Annotated in this window: 19 protein-coding genes; 8 read left to right on the forward strand and 11 right to left on the reverse strand. The window is 66.9% G+C overall.

All coding sequences use genetic code 11. The features are described 5' to 3' along the window. Window positions 1–9 precede the first annotated feature (9 nt). The 4 genes from AC3XQU_RS02790 to AC3XQU_RS02805 all read right to left on the reverse strand — a co-directional run bounded on the left by AC3XQU_RS02790 (window position 10) and on the right by AC3XQU_RS02805 (window position 5,743). On the reverse strand, window positions 10–1,110 hold the full coding sequence (locus tag AC3XQU_RS02790) for a glycosyltransferase family 4 protein (protein ID WP_489872595.1): 1,101 nt from the start codon (window positions 1,108–1,110) through the stop codon (window positions 10–12). 35 nt (window positions 1,111–1,145) lie between these two features. After that, window positions 1,146–2,087 (reverse strand): GDP-mannose 4,6-dehydratase, encoded by a 942-nt coding sequence (locus tag AC3XQU_RS02795; RefSeq protein WP_489872596.1) that lies wholly within the window; start codon window positions 2,085–2,087, stop codon window positions 1,146–1,148. A gap of 1 nt (window position 2,088) precedes the next feature. After that, window positions 2,089–3,132, reverse strand: coding sequence for a GDP-mannose 4,6-dehydratase (gene gmd, locus AC3XQU_RS02800; RefSeq protein ID WP_489872597.1), 1,044 nt, complete (start codon window positions 3,130–3,132; stop codon window positions 2,089–2,091). Between the two features lie 298 nt (window positions 3,133–3,430). Next, entirely contained in the window at window positions 3,431–5,743 is a 2,313-nt protein-coding gene (locus tag AC3XQU_RS02805) for an NADP-dependent malic enzyme (RefSeq protein WP_489872598.1), read from the reverse strand. A 234-nt stretch (window positions 5,744–5,977) separates the two neighbouring features. On the opposite strand from AC3XQU_RS02805, the gene thiL reads away from it, so the two are divergent. Further along, window positions 5,978–6,940: a thiamine-phosphate kinase gene (gene thiL / locus AC3XQU_RS02810; RefSeq protein WP_489872599.1), complete on the forward strand. Its 963-nt coding sequence runs from the start codon at window positions 5,978–5,980 to the stop codon at window positions 6,938–6,940. Here thiL and AC3XQU_RS02815 read toward each other — a convergent pair. Both AC3XQU_RS02815 and AC3XQU_RS02820 read right to left on the reverse strand, forming a co-directional pair. After that, complete coding sequence (locus AC3XQU_RS02815) at window positions 6,928–9,597, reverse strand: EAL domain-containing protein (RefSeq protein ID WP_489872600.1); 2,670 nt, start codon at window positions 9,595–9,597, stop codon at window positions 6,928–6,930. The genes thiL and AC3XQU_RS02815 overlap by 13 nt on opposite strands. Further along, complete coding sequence (locus AC3XQU_RS02820; protein WP_489872601.1) at window positions 9,594–11,624, reverse strand: sensor histidine kinase, YfiR-like protein-associated; 2,031 nt, start codon at window positions 11,622–11,624, stop codon at window positions 9,594–9,596. The genes AC3XQU_RS02815 and AC3XQU_RS02820 overlap by 4 nt, the downstream gene beginning before the upstream one ends. 378 nt (window positions 11,625–12,002) lie before the next feature. Between AC3XQU_RS02820 and AC3XQU_RS02825 the strand changes: the two genes are divergently transcribed. From AC3XQU_RS02825 to AC3XQU_RS02835, 3 genes are read left to right on the forward strand one after another with little or no spacing between them, the layout of a single operon-like run. Further along, window positions 12,003–12,485, forward strand: coding sequence for a CinA family protein (locus AC3XQU_RS02825; protein ID WP_489872602.1), 483 nt, complete (start codon window positions 12,003–12,005; stop codon window positions 12,483–12,485). Window positions 12,486–12,493: 8 nt separating this feature from the next. After that, window positions 12,494–13,387, forward strand: a complete 894-nt coding sequence (locus AC3XQU_RS02830) for a metallophosphoesterase family protein (RefSeq protein ID WP_489872603.1) — start codon at window positions 12,494–12,496, stop codon at window positions 13,385–13,387. 33 nt (window positions 13,388–13,420) lie between these two features. Next, window positions 13,421–16,231, forward strand: a complete 2,811-nt coding sequence (locus AC3XQU_RS02835) for a M16 family metallopeptidase (RefSeq protein WP_489872604.1) — start codon at window positions 13,421–13,423, stop codon at window positions 16,229–16,231. Window positions 16,232–16,306: 75 nt separating this feature from the next. Here the strand turns inward: AC3XQU_RS02835 and AC3XQU_RS02840 are convergent, their stop codons facing one another. Continuing rightward, on the reverse strand, window positions 16,307–16,642 hold the full coding sequence (locus tag AC3XQU_RS02840; protein ID WP_489872605.1) for a hypothetical protein: 336 nt from the start codon (window positions 16,640–16,642) through the stop codon (window positions 16,307–16,309). Between the two features lie 371 nt (window positions 16,643–17,013). Between AC3XQU_RS02840 and AC3XQU_RS02845 the strand changes: the two genes are divergently transcribed. Together AC3XQU_RS02845 and AC3XQU_RS02850 are read left to right on the forward strand one after the other, a co-directional pair. Then, a complete protein-coding gene (locus tag AC3XQU_RS02845) occupies window positions 17,014–17,340 on the forward strand; it encodes an ArsR/SmtB family transcription factor (protein WP_489872606.1) in 327 nt (108 codons plus the stop codon). Then, window positions 17,337–18,329: a cation diffusion facilitator family transporter gene (locus tag AC3XQU_RS02850; RefSeq protein ID WP_489872607.1), complete on the forward strand. Its 993-nt coding sequence runs from the start codon at window positions 17,337–17,339 to the stop codon at window positions 18,327–18,329. Before AC3XQU_RS02845 ends, AC3XQU_RS02850 begins: the two co-directional genes overlap by 4 nt. Here AC3XQU_RS02850 and AC3XQU_RS02855 read toward each other — a convergent pair. The 4 genes from AC3XQU_RS02855 to tcdA all read right to left on the reverse strand — a co-directional run bounded on the left by AC3XQU_RS02855 (window position 18,326) and on the right by tcdA (window position 21,423). Then, complete coding sequence (locus tag AC3XQU_RS02855; protein ID WP_489872608.1) at window positions 18,326–18,841, reverse strand: pilus assembly FimT family protein; 516 nt, start codon at window positions 18,839–18,841, stop codon at window positions 18,326–18,328. The two genes, AC3XQU_RS02850 and AC3XQU_RS02855, sit on opposite strands and share 4 nt — an antisense overlap. Before the next feature lie 164 nt (window positions 18,842–19,005). Continuing rightward, window positions 19,006–19,938, reverse strand: coding sequence for a cysteine synthase A (cysK, locus tag AC3XQU_RS02860; protein ID WP_489872609.1), 933 nt, complete (start codon window positions 19,936–19,938; stop codon window positions 19,006–19,008). A 40-nt stretch (window positions 19,939–19,978) separates the two neighbouring features. After that, on the reverse strand, window positions 19,979–20,509 hold the full coding sequence (locus AC3XQU_RS02865) for an FKBP-type peptidyl-prolyl cis-trans isomerase (RefSeq protein WP_489872610.1): 531 nt from the start codon (window positions 20,507–20,509) through the stop codon (window positions 19,979–19,981). A 35-nt stretch (window positions 20,510–20,544) separates the two neighbouring features. Then, window positions 20,545–21,423 (reverse strand): tRNA cyclic N6-threonylcarbamoyladenosine(37) synthase TcdA, encoded by an 879-nt coding sequence (gene tcdA, locus AC3XQU_RS02870; RefSeq protein WP_489872611.1) that lies wholly within the window; start codon window positions 21,421–21,423, stop codon window positions 20,545–20,547. An 88-nt stretch (window positions 21,424–21,511) separates the two neighbouring features. On the opposite strand from tcdA, the gene pdxH reads away from it, so the two are divergent. Continuing rightward, window positions 21,512–22,705, forward strand: a complete 1,194-nt coding sequence (gene pdxH / locus AC3XQU_RS02875; protein ID WP_489872612.1) for a pyridoxamine 5'-phosphate oxidase — start codon at window positions 21,512–21,514, stop codon at window positions 22,703–22,705. 50 nt (window positions 22,706–22,755) lie between these two features. Beyond that, window positions 22,756–23,985, forward strand: coding sequence for a class I SAM-dependent methyltransferase (locus AC3XQU_RS02880; protein ID WP_489872613.1), 1,230 nt, complete (start codon window positions 22,756–22,758; stop codon window positions 23,983–23,985). The last annotated feature ends 65 nt before the right edge of the window (window positions 23,986–24,050 follow it).

Here is a 24,050-nt window from a genome sequence, read left to right on the forward strand (position 1 = left end):
GTTGGGAGCTTACTGCGAAAGAACGGTTCGGTACACCGCGGCGGTCTGCCGTGCGGTGGCGTGCCAGGTGAGTTGTTCGGCGCGCGCGCGGCCGGCCGCGATGCAGCGGGCGCGCTCGGCGGCGTCAGTGGCCAGGGTCTGCATGGCATCGGCCAGTTCGCCCACGCTCGAGGGATCGACCTCGAGCGCCGCGCCCTGCGTGACTTCGGGCAGCGAGCTGGCATTCGAGGCCACCACCGGCACGCGCGAGGCAAAGGCTTCCACCACCGGGATGCCGAAGCCTTCGTAGAGCGAGGGGAAGGCGAACACGCCGGCGCCCAGGAACAGGTGGCGCAGCTCCGCCTGGTCGGTGAGCTTATCGAGCCAGGCGATGTTCTCGCCGTCGGCGCGCGCCTGTTCGAGGCGTGCCACGAGTTCCTCGCAGCGCCAGCCGCGCGCGCCCACCACCACCAGCGCGCGCTCGTCGCGCAGCTGCCTGGGAAGCGTGAGCCAGGCGTCCAGCAGGCGGCCGACGTTCTTGCGCGGCTGCAGGGTGCCGACGGTGAGGAAGTAGCCGGGCGTGAGCCGGTATGTGGCCAGGGTCGCGGCCACGGCCGGCTCGTCCGCCGGTTCCAGCCATTCGTCGTCCACGCCGCAGTACACCACCGAGACCCGGTTCGGGTTCACGCCGAAGCATTCGACCAGCTCGTCGATGGCGAAATGGGACAGCGCGATCACATGGTCGGCCTTGGCCGTGGCCTTGCGCTGGAGCCAGTTCTTGAGCGTGCGCAGGCGCGGGTTGCACCACTCGGGATACTTGATGGGCAGCGCGTCGTGCAGGGTCGCCACCACCGGGCAATCCATGCGCACGATGCGGTAGTCGGTGACGTGGAACAGGTCGGCCGGCATGTGCACGCGGTGGGCGCCGGGCGTGGCCAGGTCGATCAGGGAGGCGGCTTCGAAGGATTGCGGCAGCGGCCGGCCGATGCTGATGCCGCCATGTCCGCCACGGACACGCGGCCAGGAAAAGGGAAGGACGGTGCAGCCGGCGCGGGGAAGATGGCGCATCAGGGCGCGGGTGTAGACCCCGATGCCGTCGAGGCGGCCGCCGGTCAGGCCCGGTTCGATCATGGTCGTCCCGAGTCCGACGGTGAGACCGCCGCCACTCACGCCAGGTACATCCAGCGCAGCGTCTCGGACAGCGGCGTCGGTTCGAGCTGGCCGATGACGGCAGTCAGCTTGCTGTTGCTGCCGGCCAGCGTGAGCACGTCGTTGGCCCGGACGAAGGCCGGGTTGACGTGCACGTCGATGTGGTAGCCGGCGATCTCGCTCATCATGTCGATCAGGTTGGCCAGCGAATGCGAGCTGCCGGAACAGACATTGAAGGCTTCGCCGCTCGGCGCCACCGCCAGCAGGCGGCGGTAGGCGCGCGAGACCATGCGCACGTCGGAGAAATCGCGCGCGATCGCCAGGTTGCCCAGTTCGATGCGGCGCTCGTTGCGGCGGAAGTGCGAGACGATCTTTGGCAACAGGAAGTTCTCGGCCTGGCCCACGCCGGTGTAGTTGAACGGGCGCGCGATCGTGATCGGCAGCTTGTCCATCCACAGGCGCGCCATGTATTCCATGGCCAGCTTGCTGACGGCGTAGTCGTTGGCCGGGGCTGGAGCCACGTTCTCGTCGATGAGGGGAACGTTGGCATTGCCGTAGATATTCGCCGACGAGGCCAGCAGCACGCTGGTGGGGCGGTGCGACGCGGCGGCCAGCGCCTCGAGCAGGTTGCGCGAGCCGACCACGTTGACCCGATAGATCAGTTCGGAATTGGTATGCGCCACGAAGGCGATGCCCGCCAGGTGGGCGACCACGTCGGGCTGGACTTCTTCGACCATGCGCGCCACCGCTTCGCGGTCGCACAGGTCGAGCGCATGGATGTCGGGGCCGAGCGCTTCGCCCGGCATGACGGTGCCGTAGACGCGGTAGCCGGCGGCAGTGAGCTCCTGCGCCAGGTAATGGCCGGTGAAGCCGCGCAGGCCCGTGATGAGCGCGCGGCGTCCCTCGCCTTCCCTCCCGCCGATGAATGCCGGGATGTCGCCAGTGGCCACACGCTCCATATCAGAACGAGAACCCGATTTCGTTGCGACGCAGGTCGGCGTCGACCATCATCTGGCACAGCTCTTCCAGCGTGGTCTTCGGCTCCCAGCCGAGCACGCGCTTGGCCTTGGCCGGATCGCCGATGAGCAGCTCGACCTCGGCCGGGCGGTAGAACTTGGGCGAGACGCGCACCAGGGTCTTGCCGGTACGGGCGCAGTGGCCGGTCTCGTCTTCGCCGGAGCCGGTGAATTCGAGGTCGATGTTGGCGCCCTTGAAGGCCATGGTGACGAAGTCGCGCACGGTCTCGGTGCGGTTGGTGGCCAGCACGAAGGTATCGGGCTGGTCAGCCTGCAGGATGCGCCACATGCCTTCGACGTATTCCTTGGCATAGCCCCAGTCGCGCTTGGCGTCCAGGTTGCCCAGCTCGAGCACGTCGAGCTTGTTCAGGACGATCTTGGCGACCGAGTCGGTGATCTTGCGGGTGACGAACTCGCGGCCGCGCAGCGGCGACTCGTGGTTGAACAGGATGCCCGAGGAACCGAAGATGTCATAAGACTCGCGGTAATTGATCGTCATCCAGTGCGCGTACAACTTGGCCACACCGTAAGGGCTGCGCGGATAGAACGGGGTGTCCTCGACTTGCGGGACAGCCTGCACCTTGCCGAACATCTCGGAGGTGGATGCCTGGTAGAAGCGGATCTTCGGGTTGACGATGCGGATGGCTTCGAGCAGGTTGACCGCGCCGATGCCGGTGATCGAGGCGGTAGCCACCGGCTGCTCGAAGGACACGCCGACGAAACTTTGCGCCGCCAGGTTATAGACCTCGTCCGGCTGGGCATTGTCGACCAGGCGGATGCTCGAGGACAGGTCGGTCAGGTCGTATTCGACCAGGGACAAATTCGGGTGCTTCTCGATACCAAGTTCTTCGATGCGCCAGAAATTGACGGAACTGGAGCGGCGATAGGTGCCGGTCACGTGGTAACCTTTTTCCAGGAGGATCTGCGCCAGGTAGGCGCCATCCTGGCCGGTGATGCCAGTGATCAGGGCTCTTTTTGTTGTTTGCATGTTCTTGGGTTCTAGAAGATGGTCTCGCAGGCCGCCAGACAAATGACGAGCCGGGATTGTAACAGAGAGGGGAAACTCACACCCTTGCACGATAGAAAGTCGTGCAAGAAAAGCAACGGATATCTAGTCATTATGCCTTGAAATGGCTGGGGTCCGTCGCCCGCTTACGGTTTGTTACCGTTGTATTTGTGCGAAGACAAATAGTGAAGTTTTCCGACATTCCCGGCTGACACAGCCCAAAATCGGCCGCGCCAGACATGGCACCGGGGCCTGCCCCGGCGCCACGCTGACGCGCCGCCTAGCGCTGCGACACCGCGTCGACCACGCACAGCGCGGTCATGTTGACGATGCGGCGCACCGTCGCCGACGGGGTCAGGATGTGCACCGGGCGTGCGCAGCCCAGCAGCACCGGGCCGACGGCGATCCCGTTGCCGGCCGCGGTCTTGAGCAGGTTGTAGGAGATGTTGGCGGCGTCGATGTTCGGCATCACCAGCATGTTGGCGTCGCCCTTGAGCGTCGACTGCGGCATGATCTTGGCCCGCATCTTCGAGTCGAGCGCGGCGTCGCCATGCATCTCGCCGTCGATTTCCAGGCCAGGGGCCTTCTGCTGCACCAGCGCCAGCGCGGTGCGCATCTTCACTGCCGACTCGCCGTTCGAGGTGCCGAAGTTCGAGTGCGACAGCAGCGCCACGCGCGGGGTGATGCCGAAGCGCTCGAGCTCCTCGGCCGCCATGATGGTCATCTCGGCGATTTCCTCGGCGCTCGGGTTCTCGTTGACGTGGGTGTCGAGGATGGCCAGCTGGCGCTCGGGCGTGATGATGATGTTCATCGCCGCGTACACATTCGTGCCCTCGCGCCGGCCCAGCACCTTGTCGATGAATTCCAGGTGGGTCCAGGTGGTGCCGTAGGTGCCGCAGATCATGCCGTCGGCGTCGCCCTTGTGGATCATCATCGCGCCGATCAGGGTATGGCGGCGGCGCATGGCCAGCTTGGCCATGTCCACGGTCACGCCCTTGCGCATCACCATCTGGTGGTAAGTCTGCCAGTAATCGCGGTAACGCTCGTCGAAGTCGGGATTGATGACGTCGAAATGCTCGCCGAGCTTCAGGCGCAGGCCGAATTTCTCGATGCGCTTTTCCAGCACGGCCGGGCGGCCGACCAGGATCGGGCGCGCCAGCTTCTCGTCGACCACGACCTGCACGGCGCGCAGCACGCGCTCTTCCTCGCCCTCGGCGTAGACGATGCGCTTGACCTCGGCCTGGGCGGCCTTGGCCACCGAGAACAGCGGCTTCATGAAGGTGCCGCTGCGGTAGACGAACTGCTGCAGGCTCTCGGCGTAGGCTTCCATGTCGGCGATCGGGCGCGTGGCCACGCCGCCGTCCTGGGCGGCCTTGGCCACCGCCGGCGCGATATGGGTCAGCAGGCGCGGATCGAACGGCATCGGGATCAGGTATTCCGGGCCGAAGGACAGGTTGGCGATGCCATAGGCCGAGGCCACGATGTCCGACTGCTCGGCGTGGGCCAAATCGGCGATCGCATGCACCACCGCGATTTCCATTTCGCGCGTGATGGTCGTGGCCCCGCAATCGAGGGCGCCGCGGAACATGTACGGGAAGCAGAGCACGTTGTTGACCTGGTTCGGGTAGTCCGAACGGCCGGTGGCGATGATCGCGTCGCTGCGCACGGCCTTGACGTCTTCCGGCAGGATTTCCGGGTTCGGGTTGGCCAGGGCCAGGATCAGCGGGCTCGGCGCCATCGCGGCCACCATGTCCTGCTTCAGCACGCCTCCGGCCGAGAGACCCAGGAAGATGTCGGCGCCGGGGATGACTTCCGCCAGCGAGCGGTGCGGCGTATCCTGCGCGAAGCGCTCCTTGTCCGGGTCCATCAGTTCCGCGCGGCCCTTGTAGACCACGCCGGCCAGGTCGGTGACAAAAATGTTCTCGATCGGGAAGCCCAGGTCGACGATCAGGTCGAGGCAGGCCAGCGCGGCCGCGCCGGCGCCGGAGACCACCAGCTTGCAGCTTTTCAGGTCCTTGTTCACGACCTTCAGGCCGTTCAGGATGGCCGCGCCGACGATGATCGCGGTGCCGTGCTGGTCATCGTGGAAGACCGGGATCTTCATGCGCTCGCGCAGCTTGCGCTCGATGTAGAAGCACTCGGGCGCCTTGATGTCTTCCAGGTTCACGCCGCCGAAGGTCGGCTCGAGCGAGGCGATGATGTCGACCAGCTTGTTCGGGTCGTTCTCGGCGATCTCGATGTCGAAGACGTCGATGCCCGCGAACTTCTTGAACAGCACGCCCTTGCCTTCCATGACCGGCTTCGAGGCCAGCGGGCCGATATTGCCCAGGCCGAGGACGGCGGTGCCGTTGGTGATCACGGCGACCAGGTTGCCGCGCGCGGTGTACTTGAACGAATTGGCGGGGTCCTTGACGATCTCTTCGCAAGGCGCAGCCACGCCCGGCGAATAGGCCAGCGCGAGGTCGCGCTGGTTCAGCAGGCCCTTGGTCGGGGTCACGCTGATCTTGCCGGGGCGGGGAATCTGGTGGTACTCGAGCGCTGCAGCACGCAGTTGTTGACGCAATTCTTCTTTTTTGTCCGATGACGAATCCATGCTGGGCAGCCTTCCTGATACTAGAGGGGAACCTCCAATTTTATCAGACGAGCACTTATCGAAGGCTACGTATTTTCAACAAGGGGCCGGCCGATCCATAAGCTGGGCAGATATATCGCGTCGATTTAGTTGCCGAGCTAATAGTACGATCACCCGGGCCCGCCGCGCCATATCGATATCGTGATGGCCGTGCCAAGCTGTATGGCCGATGCCGGCTGCCGGTACAATCCGCCCATGCTTTCCGAATTCGACCTCATCAGGCAGTTCTTCAAACGCGACCGGCCGGGCCGGGCCGATCTGGGCATCGGCGACGACTGCGCCCTGCTCACGCCCGCTCCCGGACGCCAGCTTGCGATTTCCAGCGACATGCTGGTCGAGGACCGGCATTTCTTCGCCGGCGCCGATCCCACGATGCTCGGCCATAAAAGCCTGGCCGTGAACCTGTCGGACCTGGCGGCGATGGGCGCGCGCCCGCTTGCCTTCACGCTGGCCCTCAGCCTGCCGGCTGCCGACCCGGCGTGGCTGGAGGGCTTTTCGCGCGGGTTGTTCGAGCTGGCCGATGCGCATGGCTGCGAGCTGGTGGGAGGCGACACCACCAAGGGCCCGCTGAACATCTGCATCACCGTGTTCGGCGAGCTCGCGCCCGGCCACGCGCTGCGGCGCGATGCGGCGCGGGTGGGCGACGACATCTGGATTTCCGGGACGCTGGGCGATGCGCGCCTGGCGCTGGCGTCGGCCTGGAAGGAAGTGGCGCTCGATGACGCGGACCACGCGCAGGCGGCGCAGCGGATGCACATGCCGGCGCCGCGGGTGGCGCTGGGCCTGGCGCTCGCCGCAGAGCCCATCGCGCATGCCGCGCTCGACATCTCGGATGGTCTGGTGGGGGACCTGGGGCACATCCTGGCGGCTTCGCGGGTGGGCGCGACGCTGGACGTCGATGCGCTGCCGGCAGGACCTGTGCTGGCGCGGCAGGAGCTGGCCTTGCGGCGGCGCTTCACCGCGGCCGGTGGGGACGATTATGAGTTGTGCTTCACGGCGCCCGTCGCCAATCGCGAAGCGGTGATCGAGGCGGGGCGTGCGAGCGGCACGGCGGTGACGCGCGTGGGAAGGATCGAGGCGGCGCCGGGCTTGCGCTTCGTCGATGCAAACGGCGCGCCGCTCGACCTGCAACTGAGCGGGTGGGATCACTTCAGCTGATGCACGGCTGATTTGCCCGGCTCGTCCTCGTCCTCGTCGCGCGGCTCCTTGCGGTCGTCGTACGGCCCATACGTCAGCCAGTAATGGCGGAACGCCAGCCGGATATTCTCCCGCAGCTGCAGGTCGTGCCAGGGCTTGGTATAGAAGCGGTAGATCGCCCCGCGGTTGATCGAATCGAGCACCGACTCCACGCCCGTATAGCCCGACAGGATGATGCGGATCGTCTCCGGGTACATCTCCTTGACCTTGCTGAGGAATTCGGTGCCGCTCATGACCGGCATGCGCTGGTCGCACAGGATCACCTGCACGCGGTACAGGGCCAGCAGGTCGAAACCCTCGGCCGGCGAGGACGCCGTCAGCACGCGGTAGTTGTCGCGCCTGAACAGGCGGTGCAGCGAAGTGAGCACGTTGACGTCGTCGTCGACGATGAGCAGGGTCTGCACCTTGTCGTCGTGCGTGGGCGGCGTGTCGGGCTGGATGCGGTTCTCCTGCACCAGGCGCGCCGCCTCCACGGCGGGCAGCGCGCGCGAAAAGTGAAAACCCTGGATCTCGTCGCAACGGTTGCGCCGCAAGTAGGCCATCTGGGCCCGCGTCTCCACCCCTTCGGCGATCACCTGCATGTGCAGGCTGTGTGCCATGCTGATGATGGCCAGCGCGATGGCCGCGTCGTCCGGGTTGGTCACGATGTCGCGCACGAAGGCGATGTCGATCTTGAGCTTGTCGATCGGGAAGCGCTTGAGGTAGGCCAGGCTCGAGTAGCCGGTGCCGAAGTCGTCGATCGCGATGCGGATGCCCAGCTCGCGCAGGCGGCCCAGCACCTCGATGGTGTGCTCGGCATTGGACATCAGGGCGCTTTCGGTCAGCTCCAGTTCCAGCATGCCCGGCTCCACGCCATGGCGCTCGAGCGCGGCGCGGATCACGCCCTCCAGGTCGCCCTCGACGAACTGGCGGCTCGACACGTTCACCGCCACCCGGACTTCGCGCAAGCCTTCCTTGTTCCAGGCCGCGATCTGGCGGCAGGCCTCGTCGACGATCCAGTCGCCGACCCGCACCACCAGCCCGGTCTCTTCCATGATCGGCACGAATTCGGCCGGATAGACCAGCCCGAAACCGGGACGGTTCCAGCGCAGCAGCGCTTCCATGCCCGATACGCGGCCGGTATTGAGCTCGAGCTTGGGCTGATAGTAGAGCACGAACTGCTTGTCCTCGAGCGCGCCGCGCAGGGCCAGCTCCAGGTCCAGGCGCGCCAGCACCTGCACGTTCATCCCGGCGGTGAAGAAGCGGTAGCCGTCGCGCCCCGCTTCCTTGGCGCGCACCATGGCCGCGTCGGCGTATTTCACCAGGGTGCCCGGGTCGAGCGCGTCTTCCGGATACATGGCGATGCCGATGCTGGCCGTGAGCCCGGCCTGCTGGCCGCGCAGGTCGAAGGGCGCGCGCAGCGCGTCGCGCACTTCGTTGGCCATGTTGACCGCTTCCTGCTGGTCGCGCGTCATGGTCAGGAACAGCGCAAACTCGTCGCCGCCCAGCCGGCCCGCCGATTCGCGCAGGCGCACCACCCGCACCAGGCGATTGCTGAACTGGCCCAGCAGCTCGTCGCCCAGGTCGGTGCCGAGCGAATCGTTGATGATCTTGAAGCGGTCGAGCGTGATGCACAGCACCGCCACGCGCCAGTTCTTGTCGCGCGCCAGTTCGATCGCGACGTTCAGGTTCTCGAAGAACAGCGTGCGGTTCGGCAGCCCGGTGAGCGCATCGTAATGCGACATGTGGCGCATGCGCTGCTGGGCATGCAGGCGCTCGCTGATGTCGCGCGCCACCGCGATGAGCATGCGGTTCTTGCCGAGATCCTGCAGCTTCCAGCTGATCTCCACCGGGACCGCGCCCTGGCCGCCGGCGCGCAGCAGTTCGGTCTCGACGATATCGCCCGGCATGGTGTCGAAACGCGGCGCCGGGTGCATGCCGCCTTCGTCGCCGTCGGCGCCGGCAAAGGCGCGTGTGGCCGGCGCGTCGGCCGCCAGGTGGCGCTCGAGCAGCTCGCGCGTGCCCAGGCCCAGGGCCACCGGGTCGATCCGCAGCAGCGCCTCGCGCGAGAAGCCCAGCATGCGGCAGGCGCCGTCGGACACGTCCACCATCGCCATGCTGGCGGTGTCGATCAGGAAGATCGCATCGGGTGTGGCGTCCATCGCGCCGCGAAAGCGCGCCAGCTCGGCGGTGCGTTCGCGCACCTCGCGTTCCAGCCCCACGCCGTAGTCCTGCGATTCGCGGTGCAGCAGGCGCACTTCCAGCAGGTTGCGGATGCGCGTCATGACCTCCACGGTGTCGAAGGGCTTGCCGATGAAGTCGCGCGCGCCGGCTTCCAGCGCGGCCAGCTTCTTGTCCGGTTCGGCCGTCACCACCAGCACCGGCAGCCACGAGTCGCTCTCGAGCGGCTTGAGCGCCTCCATCACGTCGAAGCCGTCCATGCCGGGCATGTGCAGGTCGAGGATGATCAGGTCGAAGCGGTGCTTCAGGTGCAGCGACACGACCTGGCGCGGGTCGTTGGTACTCGAGACGTTCTCGTAGCCGGTGGTCTTGAGGAGGTATTCCAGCAGCTGGACGTTGACGGGCTCGTCGTCCACCACGAGGATGCGCGCGCGGCGGATGTCGGACAATGAAATCATTCGGCCTTCCTTTCGGCAGGCAGCGCTCCAACGGGGTGGAGCACCGCCAGCGTACTGTTGATCGCTTCGGTGAATTTGTCGATGTCGATCGGTTTGGTCAGGTAACGGTTGAAGCCCGCCGCCTGGCCGCGTTCGATATCGCGCGGCATGGCGTTGGCAGTCAGGGCGATCACGGGAATGGCGGCCGTCAGCGGATCGGAGCGCAGCTGCTTGAGCACGTCGATGCCGCTCATGCCGGGCAGGTTCAGGTCCATCAGGATAATCTCGGGCAGCTGCTCGCGCGCCAGCGCCAGGCCGACATGGCCGTCGGGCGCGGACAGCAGGCGCAGGTCGTCGCGGAAGCGCACGATTTCTTCCACCAGGCGCAGGTTGGCCGGGTTGTCCTCGACGTACAGGATCACATGCGGCTCGCCTTCGCGCGGCAGGGTCGGCAGCACCGGCAAGGCTTGCGCGCCCTCGTGCACCGGGACCGCCAGCGGCGCGGTGGTGGCCAGCTCGATCCAGAACACGCTGCCAACGCCGGGGCTGCTGGTCACGCCGATGTCGCCGCCCATCAGTTCGACAAGGCGCTTGGTGACCACCAGGCCGATGCCGGTGCCCTCCTGGTTGCCGCCCTCCTGGCCGAGCCGGTTAAACGGCTGGAACAGGCTCGCCACCTGTTCCGTATCCAGGCCCACGCCCGTGTCCTGCACCGCCATGCGCAGCCGGCTCGGGGCCACCTGCTCGCAGGTGAGGACCACGGCGCCATCCTCGCGGTTGTATTTCACCGCATTCGACAGCAAATTGAGCAGCACCTGCTTCAGGCGCGTGCGGTCGGCCAGCACCACCGCGCCCGGCGCTTCCGGGAACAGCACGCGCACGCCGCGCGCCGCCGCGATCGGGGCCACCATGGCGCGGCATTCGAGCAGCGTGTCCGACAGCGCCACCGGTTCCATCGACAGCGTCACCGTGCCCGACTCCACCTTGGCCAGGTCGAGGATCTCGTTGATGAGCGTGAGCAGGTGGCGGCCGGACTTCAGGATATGGTTGGCGAATTCCTTTTTCTGCTCGAGCGTCGAGGGCAGGCTGTCGGAGGTGAGGATCTGGGCAAAGCCCAGGATCGCATTGAGCGGCGTGCGCAGCTCGTGGCTCATCGACGAGAGAAACGCCGACTTGGCCTGGTTCGCGCTCCTCGCTTCTTCGATGGCGTTGGCCAGTTCGGCATTGGCCAGCGCCAGCTGCAGGGTGCGCTCGTCGACCCGGTGCTCGAGCTGCTCGTTCAGGCGCATGACTTCCTGCTGGGCGCGCGAGCGTTCCTGCACCTCGTGCGCGATTTCGGCGCTGGAGGTTTCCAGCTCGCGCGTGCGGCCCTCGATCTCGATCAGCATCGCATTGAACGAGTCGACCAGCTCGCCGGCTTCGTCGTTGCTGATGCGCGGCGCGCGGCGCGAATAGTCGCGGGTGGCGACGACGTCGCGCGCGATCTCGGTGATGGCCACGATCGGCGCCGTCACCACATGCCCCATGCGCCGCACCAGCAGGTAGGCCACCCCCATCGCCAGCAGGGTCACGCCGGCCGCGATGCTCAGGTAGCTCAGGGTGCGCTCCAGCAGCTGGTTTTCCGCGCGCAGGTAGACCGTGCCGAGCGTGTCGCCGTTCTCGACGATCCCCTGGTGAATGATCAGGTCGTCGCCGTCGGTGCCGGGCGCGCCGGAAAGCACGCCGGGCATGGCGCGGGTTTCCCCGGCAGCCTGGTAGGACGCGAACAGGTCGCCCTTGGCGTCGTAGATCGCCGCGGCGCGCACCTGCGGACGGGTGCGCAGCAGCGCCAGGTTCTCGTTGGCCAGGCGCGGGTCGTCGAAGGTCAGCGCGGCCGAGGTCATGTGCCCGACCAGTTCGGCCTGGGTGGCGAGGTCGTTGGTGAGGGTGCGGTGGTAATGGCGCAGGTCGTAGCCGATGATGATCGCGATCGAGACCAGCAGGGCCGCGAGGGTGGTCGTCATCACCGCCGTCACCAGCTTGGTGCGGATCGAGTTCAGCGCGGCCATGCGGCCTCCGGCGCCGGCCAGGCAGTGGGGGGCGTGCCGCACGGATGCGCCGGCCCCATCCGGTTACGCGCAATTCGTTCGAGCGGCATCGAGGGTCCTACGAAAACGGAAAAGTGGCCCTTGCCGGGTCGGGCGATGGGGCGTGACCAGCATAGCTTACCGTTGTGTGACATGTCGCACGGAACCTTTAACGATTCACATTGTCTCGCGCCGTACGCCCATCTATGCACGGAGGGTAGCATTTTGTCGATCCAACCCGTGCCAGGACGGGGCGGAGCGCGCTAGAATGAACTTGCGCGCACTCGGGTGCGCCATCCCTGCAGCGACGCCGGCACGCTCGCGCGGCCCGACCCCGACCAGCACTCAAAGGAGCCTCACGTGACGAACGATATTCTCGATCTAGCTAGCAAAGTTGGCCGCGCACTCGAGGCCAAGCGCCTGGTCCTGGCCACTGCCGAGTCCTGTACCGGCGGCGGCGTATCCCAGGCCATCACCGAAATCGCGGGTTCCACCGGCTGGTTCGACTGCGGCTTCGTCACCTATTCGAATGCCTCCAAGAGCGAGCTGCTCGACGTCCCGGCCGCGCTCATCGCGCAGTTCGGCTCGGTCAGCGAAGAAGTCGCGGGCAAGATGGCCGAGGGCGCACTGGCCAGCAGCACGGCCGACGTCGCGCTGTCCACCACCGGCATCGCCGGCCCCACCGGCGCTGTGCCGGGCAAACCCGTGGGCACGGTGTGCTTCGGCTGGTCGCGCGGCGACACCACGTTCACCGAAAGGCTGGTGTTCCAGGGCGACCGCCAGTCCGTGCGCGAGCAGACCGTGGCGCATGCGCTGCGCGGCCTGCTGCGCTTCATCGAATAAAGCCGGCGATGCTCAAACCCGCCTGCCGCATGGCGGGGGCCCTGGCGCTGCTCGCCGGCGCCGCGCCGGCCTGCGCCTTCGCGAGCGCCTATACGGTCTATGCCGCTGGCGACATCGCGCGCTGCAAGCACCCGGACCCGCGCTGGTCGGGCGCGGCCGCCACCGCGAACCTGGTCGAAGGCCTGTTGCGGGCCGACCCGCAATCGGCGGTGCTGAGCCTGGGCGACCATACCTATCCGCGCGGCACCGCAGCCGAATTCAGGGATTGCTACGGCCCGACCTGGGGGCGCTTTCGCGAGCGCACCTGGCCCACGCCCGGCAACCACGAATACGCAACGGCCGGGGCCAGGCCGTATTTCGAGTATTTCGGCGCGCGCGCCGGGCGCGGCTACTACAGCCTGCGCCTGGGCAGCTGGCTGGTGATTTCGCTCGACAGCAACCTCAAGGGCGCGGCGCATGCGGCCCAGATCGACTGGCTGCGCGCCGAACTGAAACAACAGCCTGCCACCTGCACCCTCGCCTTCTGGCACCATCCCCTGTACAGTTCGGGCGGGCATCCGCCGCCGGGCCGGATGCGCGACGCGTTTGCGCTGCTGCACGCGGCCGGCGCCGAGCTGGTGCTGTCGGGCCACGACCACGACTATGAGCGCTTCGCGCCGCAAGACGCCGACGGCAAGCCGGCGCCGCGCGGCCTGCGCCAGTTCGTGGTCGGCACCGGCGGGGCTTACGCCACGCCTTTCGTATTCTTTGCCCCGAACAGCGAAGTGCGCGAAGCCAGTTATGATGGCGTCCTCGCGCTGCGCCTGCTGGACGGCGCCTACGAGTGGCGCTTCCTGCCGGCCGAACCCGGCAAGGTGCCCGCGGGTGCGCGGCTCGACCACGGGCGTAGTCCCTGCCACTAAGCACCACCGAGCTGCCACCGACCGGAGTCCGGCATGCCTTCCTTCTTATTTTTTGCTCGTTTCATCCTGACCATCACCCTCATGACCGTACTTCCCCAGGACACGCAGGCCCAGCCTGCCACCACGCCGCTGCCCACCATCGCCTTTGAAAAAACCGTCCTGCCCAACGGGCTGCAGCTGATCCTGGTCGAAGACAAGCGCCTGCCGATCGTGGCCGTCAACCTCTGGTACCACGTCGGCCCCGCCAACGAGACACCGGGCCTGGCGGGCTTCGCCCACCTGTTCGAGCACATGATGTTCAACGCCACCCGCCACGTCCCGCGCGGCCTGGCCGACCGCCTGCTCGAGGGCGCCGGCGCCACCGACAGCAATGGCGGCACCGGCTACGACAGCACCAGCTATTACGACACCGTGCCCTCGAACCAGCTCGAGCTGGCGCTGTGGGTGCACGCCGACCGCATGGGCTACCTGCTCGACGTGCTGGACCAGAAGGCGCTGACCAACCAGCAGGACGTGGTGCGCAACGAGCGCCGCCAGACGGTCGAGGACGAGCCCTATGGCGTGGTCGAGGAAGCGCTGGCGCAGGCGCTGTTCCCGAAGAACCATCCCTACCACGCCTCGATCATCGGCTCGCATGCCGACATCCAGAACGCCCAGCTCAAGGACGTGCGCAGCTTCTTCGAGCGCTTCTACGGCCCGAACAACGCCAGCCTGGTGATCGCCGGCGACATCGACAAGGCAAGGACGCGCGCGCTGGTCGAAAAATATTTCGGCAGCCTGCGCCGCAGCGCGCCGGTGGCACGCCCGAGCATCGTCACGCCGCCGATCACCGCCGAACGACGCGTGGTGGTGCGCGACCGGGTCGAGCTGCCGCGCGTGTTCATGGGCTGGCTCACGCCGCCCGCCTACCAGGCCGGCGACGCCGAGCTGGCGCTTGCGGCCGAGATCCTCGGCGGCGGCAAGGCCAGCCGCCTGTACAAGAAGCTGGTGTACGAACGCCAGATCGCGCAGGAAGTCGGCGCCTCGCAGAACTCGTATGGCCTGAGCTCGACCTTCGTCATCGACGTCACCGCGCGCAGCGGCGTTCAGGCGCGCGAGCTCGAGGCGGCGGTCGACGCCGAACTGGCGCTGCTGCGCGAGCAGGGCCCGAGCGCGCGCGAAGTCGAGCGCGCCCGCCATAGCCTCGAAACGGCGCTGCTGAGCTCCATCGAAAAGCTGGGCGGCGACGGCCTGGCCGACCAGCTCAACCACTACAACCAGTACACCGGCGACCCGGGCTACCTGGCCAAGGATTTGGCGCGCCTGCGCCGCGTGACGGCGGCGGATATCCAGCGCGCGGTGCGCAGCCATCTTGGCCAGCAGGCGCGCGCCGTCGTCACCGGCCTGCCCGGCAAGCAGGTGGTGAACGATCCGCGCGCACCCAAGCCGCCCAAGGCCGGCAGCGGCGACAGCGCCGGCATCAATGCGCCCGAGCCGTGGCGCGCGCAGGCGCCCAAGCCCGGCCCGGCGCCGCAGTTCACGCTGCCGCAGGGCGAGTCCTTCAAGCTGGCCAACGGCCTGACCATCATCCACCACCACAACCCGGCGCTGCCGCTGGTGTCGACCCAGCTGGTGGTGCGCAGCGGCAGCGCCGCCAACCCGGCCGGGCTGCCCGGCCTGGCCGGCTTCACCGCCCAGATGCTCGAAGAAGGCACGGCCACCCGCAGCGCGCCGCAGATCGCCGACGAGATCGCGCAGCTCGGCGCCTTCCTGGGCAGCGGCACCAGTGCCGACGCGTCGATCGTGTCGCTGCTGTCGCTGCGCTCGACCTTCGCCCCGGCGCTGGACGTGCTGGCCGATATCGTGCAGCGCCCGGCCTTTCCCATCGCCGAAGTCGAGCGCCAGCGCGCCGACCGCATCGGTGAACTGATCCAGCAGCGCGACGATCCGGAGAGCGTGGCCTCGGTGGCCGCCGCCGGTGCCCTGTACGGCGGCAAGCACGCCAAGGGCTACGGCCAGCTCGGCACCGAGCCGGCCATCCGCGACGCCACCCGCGACGACCTGGTCGCCTTCTGGCGCCGCCACTACGTGCCGGAAAACGCGGCGCTGGTCGTAACGGGCGATATCACGCGCGCAGAACTGAAAGCCCTGGCCGAGGCGCGCTTCGGCGCCTGGGCCGGCGCGGATGCACCCGCCGGCAGCCCGGGCGCGCCCGCGACCACCGGGGCGCGCCTGGTCGTGGTCGACCATCCGGACGCCGGCCAGACCGCGCTGCGCGTGACCAGCATCGGCGTGGCCCGCGACACCCCGGACTTCCCGGCGCTGCAAGTGATGAACGGCGCGCTGGGCGGCATGTTCTCCAGCCGCCTGAACAACAACCTGCGCGAGACCAAGGGGTATAGCTACGGCGTGTTCTCCGAATTCCGCTACGACCGCACGCCGGGTCCGTTCGTGATCGCCGGCAGCGTCAAGCAAAGCGCCACCGGCGCTTCGGTGCGCGAGATCTTCCGCGAGGTCGCCGCCATGCGCGAGGCCGCGCTGCCGCCGGCGGAGCTCAGCGCCGCGCGCGACGCGCAATTGCTGTCGCTGCCGGGCCAGTTCGAGACCAATGCCGACATCGGCGCCAGCCTGGCGGAGAGTTTCCTGTACGGGCTGCCGCTCGACTATTACAGCCGCCTGCCCGCGCAGCTGGCTGCGGTGACGGCCGCGCAGGTGCAGGGGGCGGCGCGCAAGCACCTGGACCCGGCGCGGATGATCGTGGTGGCCGTGGGCGACCGCAAGCGCATCCTGCCGCAGCTGCAGCCGCTCGGGCTGGGCACGGCCGAGCTGCGCGACAGCGACGGGCAGCTCCTCGACGCGCGCTGAGCCGCGATGCGGCGGCCGGAGCCAGGATGTATCGGCGGCGGCGGCCGGTGCCGCCGGCAGTCAGACTGCCGGAGCTTATTTTCGGAGAGAAGCCTGCCGCATTTTGCCCGCGAACCATGACAGGGCGATCGCGGGAACCGACAGGAGAGCCACATATACGATCCCTGCACCCAACAGTGCGGAGGCACCGGAAGTCGCCAGGATCGCGGGGATCTGGGCAAACATGACAATGGCGCCCGCGGACCATTGGGAACGTTTCAGCGCCCACCCCATCATCACTGTCAAAACGAGCGCGATCGGGTAAATGACGGTCCAATAATGCGCCAGGTCCCAGGGTTCCGCACCGCCACCGATGACCGAGACGACAGTCCAGAAGACCAGGGCGACAGCGAAGACAGCAATATAAGCCATACATTTTCTTTGTGATGTGACCGGCATCCAGGCTCTCGCTCCGGATGACCCTCGCGCGACCGGCGCCGTGACCTTCTGCCGCCGGACCGGGGTACGGGGTTGAAGGCCGATGTGGAAGGTGCGCAGCCACGCGAGCAGAAATACAGCATCCTCACCGTGGCACGACCGCACCGGCGGTGGCAGCGGCATCGGATGCAGGACCGAATACTACAGGGGAAAAACGAACTCAGCCGTTTCATCAGGCAGCGCGTCATTGGGTCGTCGCGCCGCGGTGTAGCGGGTTGCACGCATGGCAGCGACAAGCCGCTTGCCGCATCCGCCAATTTGGCCTAACATGTGAACAACTCTTCACATGTTGAACAAATAGTACGATGACCCACCACCCCGACTTCGAACTCGCCGCCGGCGCCGTCGAAGAGCTGGCGGACCTGTTCCACCTGCTCGGCGACGCCACCCGACTGCGTATCGTGCTGGCCTGCCTGGGCCAGCCGACCGCGGTGGGCGAGATCGCCGCCTCGCTCGAGCTGTCCAGCTCCCTGGTCAGCCACCACCTGCGCCTGCTGCGCGCGGCCCGCATCGTCAAGGCCGAGCGCCAGGGCAAGCAGGTCTTCTATTCGGCTGCCGATGCCCACATCAGCAGCCTGCTCGCCAACATGTTCGAGCATATCGCCGAACCAGCCACCGGAATCGACGCATGAGCGACCACAAGCACGACCACCACGATCACGATCACGATCACGACCATGGCCACTCCCACGGCTTCGGGCACCACCATCACCACATGCCCGACCCGGCGGGCAACGGGCGCGCCTTTGCACTGGCGATCGGCGTCAATGCGCTGTTCGTCGTCATCGAGTTCGTCTATGGCTTCATCGCCCATTCCACTGCGCTGATGGCCGACGCCGGCCACAACCTGTCGGACGTGCTGGGCCTGATGCTGGCCTGGGGCGCGGCCGCACTGGCGAAAAGCGCCCCGACCCGCCGCTATACCTACGGCTTGCGCGGCTCCTCGATCCTGGCGGCGCTGGCCAACGGCCTGCTCCTGATGGTGGCCTGCGGCGCGATCGCCTGGGAAGCCGTGCACCGCTTCACCAACCCTGCGCCGGTCGAAGGCATGACGGTCACCGTGGTCGCGGGCATCGGGGTCCTCATCAACGGCTTCTCGGCCTGGCTGTTCCTGGCCGGCAGCAAGGGCGACCTGAACGTGCGCGGCGCCTACCTGCACATGGCGGCCGACGCCGCGCTGTCGCTGGGGGTGGTGATCTCGGGCCTGGTCATCCTCGCGACCAACTGGACCTGGATCGACCCGGCGGTGAGCCTGGTGATCGTGGTGGTGATCGTGCTGGGCACCTGGTCGCTGCTGCGCGAATCGGTGCAGCTCTCGATGGCCGCCGTGCCGCCCGGCGTGGACGCGGGCGCGGTGCGCAGCTACCTGGCCTCCCGGCCGGGCGTGAAGGAAGTGCACGACCTGCACATCTGGGCCATCAGCACGACCGAGAACGCGCTGACGGCGCACGTGGTGATGCCCGGCGGGTATCCGGGCGACCGGGTGCTGGACGAGATGGTGGCCAGCTTACGGCAGGACTTCGGCATCCACCACTGCACGCTGCAGGTGGAAGAAGGCACCACCCGGCACGATTGCGCGCTGGCCGGGCACGAGCATGAAGGGCATGCGCACGCGCACTAATCGCAGATGAACTTGCCGTTGCTGGAGTGTTCGATGTAGGTCGGCGGCGTATCGGGGGAAGCCGCCTGGATGTAGGTCACCGCGCAGGCCATCCTGTTCGCGCTGCTCACGTTTTTCGGCGACACCATCAGGCCGCCGTTCTCGAAGGTGATGTTGTAGTCGTCGTGCTGCGTCACGCCCATGCCCAGGCCCGCGGCCGCGGCAAACAGGCGTACCTGCCCGAGGTCGCCCGCGGCCGGGTAGCCGTTGTGGAGCAGGATGGTCTGGCCTTCGAAGAAGACCGCGCCGCTCATCATGTTGTTGCTGACCATTGCCTTGGCACGCACCATCGAGGCCGTCGATACCAGGGCGCCCTTGGCTGCCCGCAGGTTGGCGGCGCGCGCATCGCCGGCCAGGTTGGAAAACCGCGGCAGCGCGGTCGCGGCCAGGATGCCGAGGATGACGATGACGGCGATCAGCTCGATCAGGGTAAAACCACCCTGCTTGCCCGCCTTGAAAGGTGGTGTGGCCATAGCGCGCTCCATGGGAAAGTTGTCGGCGACGATCGTCCCGAGCGTTTCCCGACCGGTGCTCCGGTCGAACGCGTGTCGTCACCGCTGAAGACAGGATACGGCGCGCGCCATCCTCAGCACTGAGCTACAGCAACTTTTGTGTCCACATGGAAATAACTACGGTCTCAGCCGGCCAGGTTCGCGTACAGCGCCGTGCTGAGATAGCGCTCCCCGAACGAAGGGATGATGGTCACGATCAGCTTGCCCGCATTCTCGGGCCGGCGCGCCACCTGGATCGCCGCCCACAGCGCCGCGCCCGATGAAATCCCCACCAGCAGGCCTTCCTCGCGCGCGGCGGCCCGGGCGGTCTCGAAGGCGTCTTCGTTCCTGACGGTGATGACCTCGTCGTAGGCGTGGGTATTGAGTACCTGCGGCACGAAGCCGGCGCCGATGCCCTGGATCGGGTGCGGGCCCTTGCTGCCCTTGGACAGCATGGGCGAGGCTTCCGGCTCCACGGCGATGGCCTGGAAGCCCGGCTTGCGCGACTTGATGATCTCGCTCACGCCGGTGATGGTGCCGCCGGTGCCCACGCCCGCCACCAGGATGTCGACCTTGCCGTCAGTGTCGCGCCAGATTTCCTCGGCGGTGGTGCGGCGGTGGATATCCGGGTTGGCCGGGTTGTTGAACTGCTGCGGCATGAAACAGGTAGGGTCGGAGGCCACCAGTTCTTCGGCCCGGCGGATCGCGCCCAGCATGCCTTCGCTGCCCGGGGTCAGCACCAGCTCGGCGCCATAGGCGCGCAGCAGCATGCGCCGTTCGCTGCTCATGGTTTCGGGCATGACGAGCTTGCAGCGGTAGCCGCGCGCGGCGCACACCATCGCCAGCGCGATGCCGGTGTTGCCGCTGGTGGGTTCGACAATGACGGTGTCGGGCTTGATCAGCCCGGCCTGCTCGGCGGCCTCGATCATGGCCAGGCCGATGCGGTCTTTCACGCTATGGGCGGGATTATGGTATTCGAGCTTGCCCACGATGTCCGCGCCGGCGCCCTGCGCCAGCCTGCGGATCCGGACCAGGGGGGTGTTGCCGATCAGCTCGGTGACATCGTTTGCGATTCGCATGCCATTCTCCTCGGAGCCACCATCTCGTGATGGGATTGACTTACTTTACGTTCAGCAGTTCCACGTCGAAGATCAGGTCGGCATCCGGCGGGATCTCGCCGCCGCCTGCGCCGCGCTTGCCGTAGGCCAGTGCGCTCGGGATGATCAGGGTGCGCTTGCCGCCCACCTTCATGCCCGCCACGCCCTGCTCCCAGCCCTTGATGACGCGGCCCGCGCCCAGCTGGAACTCGAGCGGCTCGCGGCCGGCGTCGAGCGAGGAATCGAACTTGCGGCCACGCTGCTTCGGCGCCAGGGGCTTGTGGAACCAGCCGGTGTAGTTGACCACGACATTGCTGCCGATGGTGGCTTCCTTGCCCTTGCCCACGACGCGGTCGACGATCTCGACCTGTGGAGTCGGCAGCGGCGGCAGGGTCGGCGCGGCTTGCGGCGCCGGCTGGGTGGCTTGCGGCACGGTCTGCTGCTCGGGCGCAGGCTGGGTGGTCGGCTTGGAGGCGTCCTGGACGGTGGTGTCCTGGGCGCTGGCGGCGGTGGCCACCAGCATCAGGGCGGACAAGAGGGTGCGACGAATCATGGTGGCTCTTCCAATCAAAAGATCATTAACTGATCCTATGATAGCAAGGCCTCTTCCGCTTGCACAGTTTCCGGTTGAGCGCCCTCGAGCGGCTCGGCATTGGCCGCGTCGGCCAGCTTGCGCAGCAGGTGTCCGGCAGCCACCATCCCGAAGGTGGCCGTGACCACCATGCTCGAGCCGAAGCCGGCGCAGTTCAGGCCGGTCACGCCGTTGGGGTCGACCGCGCAGGCGTCGCCGCTGTCCGGATAGCGCAGTGGCTCCATCGAAAAGACGGCGTCGATGTGGTATTTGTTCTTTTCGCCGCGGGCGAAGCCGTACTGCGCGCGCAGCAGCTTGCGCACCTTTTTCAGCAGCGGCTCCTGCTCGGTGCGGCCCAAGTCGCGCACCTCGATTTTCGTCGGGTCGATCTGGCCGCCGGCGCCGCCGATGACGACCAGGGGCATCTTGTTGGCGCTGCACCAGGCGATCAGGGCGGCCTTGGACTTGACGCCGTCGATGGCGTCGACCACATAGTCGAACCCTTTGCCGGCCATCATGGCCTCGATATTGGTCGGGTCGATGAAGTCCTCGACCAGGGTCACCTTGCAGAACGGGTTGATCTGCGCGATCCGCTCCTTGAGGGCGTCGATCTTGGCCATGCCGATGGTCGAGGTCAAGGCCTGCAACTGGCGGTTGATGTTCGATTCGGCCACGTTATCGAGGTCGATCAGCGTGAGGTGGCCGACCGCGCTGCGCGCCAGCGCCTCGACGATCCAGGAGCCGACGCCGCCCACGCCGATCACGCAAACGTGCGCCGCACGGAAGCGTTCGAGAGCACGCTCGCCATAGAGGCGCGCAATCCCGCCGAAACGGCGCGCAAAGTCGACTTCATCGTTGAGGGTGGCTGCAAAAGCGGGGGTGTCTGTCAGGATCATCCCGCCATTTTAACGGACGATCGTTTCGCATCTGCACTAAAATAACTTCTCGTCAATCAAATATTTTCGCCTGTTAACAAAACGCCCCATGACCCCACTTCTCCACGACACCGCGCCCGATTTCGACCAGCCGATCGCTGTCCTCAAGCATTGCCACGGACGCATCCGCAAGCAGCTGGCGACGCTCGACAAGCTGCTGGCCCACCTGCCCGAATTCGGGGCCGACGAGCAGGCGCGCCAGGCGGCAGCGGCGGTACTGAAATATTTCGACAAGGCGGCCCACCTGCACCACGAGGACGAGGAGCAGGACCTGATCCCGATGCTGCGCGCCGTGGCGCAAGGCGAGGACGCCGCGACGCTGCAGGCGCTGGCGCCGGTAATCCTGCAGGATCACAAGGACATGGACGCGCTGTGGCAGGACTTGCACGAGCAGCTGGTGGCCATTGCCGAAGGCAGGTCGAGCGTGTTGTCGGCCAGCGCCGTGCAGCGCTTCAGCCAGCGCTACTCCTCGCACATGGACCGCGAGGAAAGCACGATGGCGCCGATGGCCATGCGCCTGTTCAGTCCGGAGCAAATGGCGCAGCTGGGCAAGGCGATGCAGGCGCGCCGCGGCATCGAGCCGCAGGGTGCGGCGCCGGCCGTGGGCCAGGCGGTGGCCGACCTGCGCAAGGATTACGGCCAGGCCAGCCTGAACGAAACCGAAGTAATGGACGATCCGATGCTGCAGTTCACGCAGTGGTTCGAGCAGGCCCTGAAGGCCGAGGTGAACGAGCCGAATGCGATGTCGGTGGCCACCGTGGGCCTGGATGGCAGGCCGAGCTCGCGTATTGTGTTGGTCAAGCAATTCGATGAGCGCGGCTTCACCTGGTACACCAACTATAACAGCCGAAAGTCTGAGGAGTTGCAAAATAATCCACATGCGGCCTTGCTATTCTTCTGGAGTGAACTTGAACGCCAGGTTCGCATTGAAGGACGCGTGGAGCGCACGTCCGCCGAGGAAAGCGACCGCTATTTCCGCAGCCGCCCCTTGAAAAGCCGCCTGTCGGCCATCGCCTCGCAACAGAGCGCTCCCATCGGCAGCCGTGCCGAACTCGAAGAGAACTACGACGCCACCGCGCGGCTGGCTGGCGAAGATCCGGCGCGGCCAGGCAACTGGGGCGGTTTCCGCCTCGTGCCCGAGCGCCTGGAGTTCTGGCAGGGACGCCGCTCCCGCTTCCACGACCGCATCGTCTACGAGCGGCAGGAAGACGGCAGCTGGACGCGACTGCGTTTGCAACCGTAAGCCGGGCGCAGCGCAACACTGCACGCCGGCTGTCAACGCCGGAGGTGATCGTGTTCGAACAGATGATGTTGTCGGCCTGGAGTGCAGGCCTGCGTAACAAGCTGTCCCTGCCCTTGCGGGTCGAACTATGGGACGGCCGGCAACTCGAGTTTTCTTCCGAGGCGACCGGCGCGGCCGCGTCGCGCGTCACCATCCGCGTGCCCGACCGCTCCGCCCTGCGCTACCTGCGCTCGCCTTCGCTCTACAGCCTGGGCCGCGCCTATGTCGAAGGCGCCATCGAGATCAAGGGGCGCGCCGCCGACATCATCAACGTCGGCAACACCCTCGCCGCCAACCTGGCCGGCAAGAGCAACCGCTTCACCGACGCCCTGCGTGTCGGCATCCACCGTGCGCCGCACACGCGCGAAAAAGACGCCGAAGCCATCCGCTATCACTACGACGTCTCCAACGATTTCTACGCCGCCTGGCTCGATCCCGGCATGGTGTATTCCTGCGCCTATTTCGAAACCGGCACGGAAGACCTGGCCACGGCCCAGCAAAAGAAGATCGACCACATCCTGCGCAAGATCGACCTGCGGCCCGGCCAGACCCTGCTCGACATCGGCTGCGGCTGGGGCGCGCTGGTGCTGCGCGCGGCCCGGCACTTCGGCGCGCGTTGCGTGGGCGTCACGCTGTCGGACAACCAGGCGGCGCTGGCGCGCGAGCGCGTGGCCCAGGCCGGGCTGCAGGGCCAGGTCGAGATCCGCCTGCAGGACTACCGCGACGTCGCCGGGCAGTTCGACCGCATCACCAGCGTCGGCATGTTCGAGCACGTCGGCGTGGCCCAGCTGAAGGCATATTTTTTACAAGTGGACAAATTATTGGCGCCGGGCGGCGTCGTGATGAACCACGGCATTACCACCACCAACGTGGACAACAGCGCCACGCCCTATGGCGGGGGCGATTTCATCGACGAATACGTCTTCCCGGACGGCGAGCTGGCCCACCTGGCCACGGTGGTGCATGCGATGCAGGAAGGCGGTCTGGAAGTGCGCGACGTGGAAAACTTGCGCCGCCATTACGCGAAGACGTGCGCGCTGTGGACCGACAACTTCGAGAACAATGCCGCGCATATCCGCACGCTGACCGACGAGAAGCGGTTCCGGATCTGGCATTTGTACCTGGCGGGATGCGCGTATGCGTTTGCGCATGACAGGATCAGCCTGTACCAGATCGTGTGCGGGAAGGCGGGTGGGGATCCGGGGCAGATTCCGTGGTCGCGCAAGTACATGTACCCGTGACGCTTCAACGAAATCGTAGGGTGGGCGTAAAACAGTCCGGTGGACTGTTTTACGCCCACCCTACG

This window comes from Telluria sp. AZSoR62 (assembly GCF_058111565.1).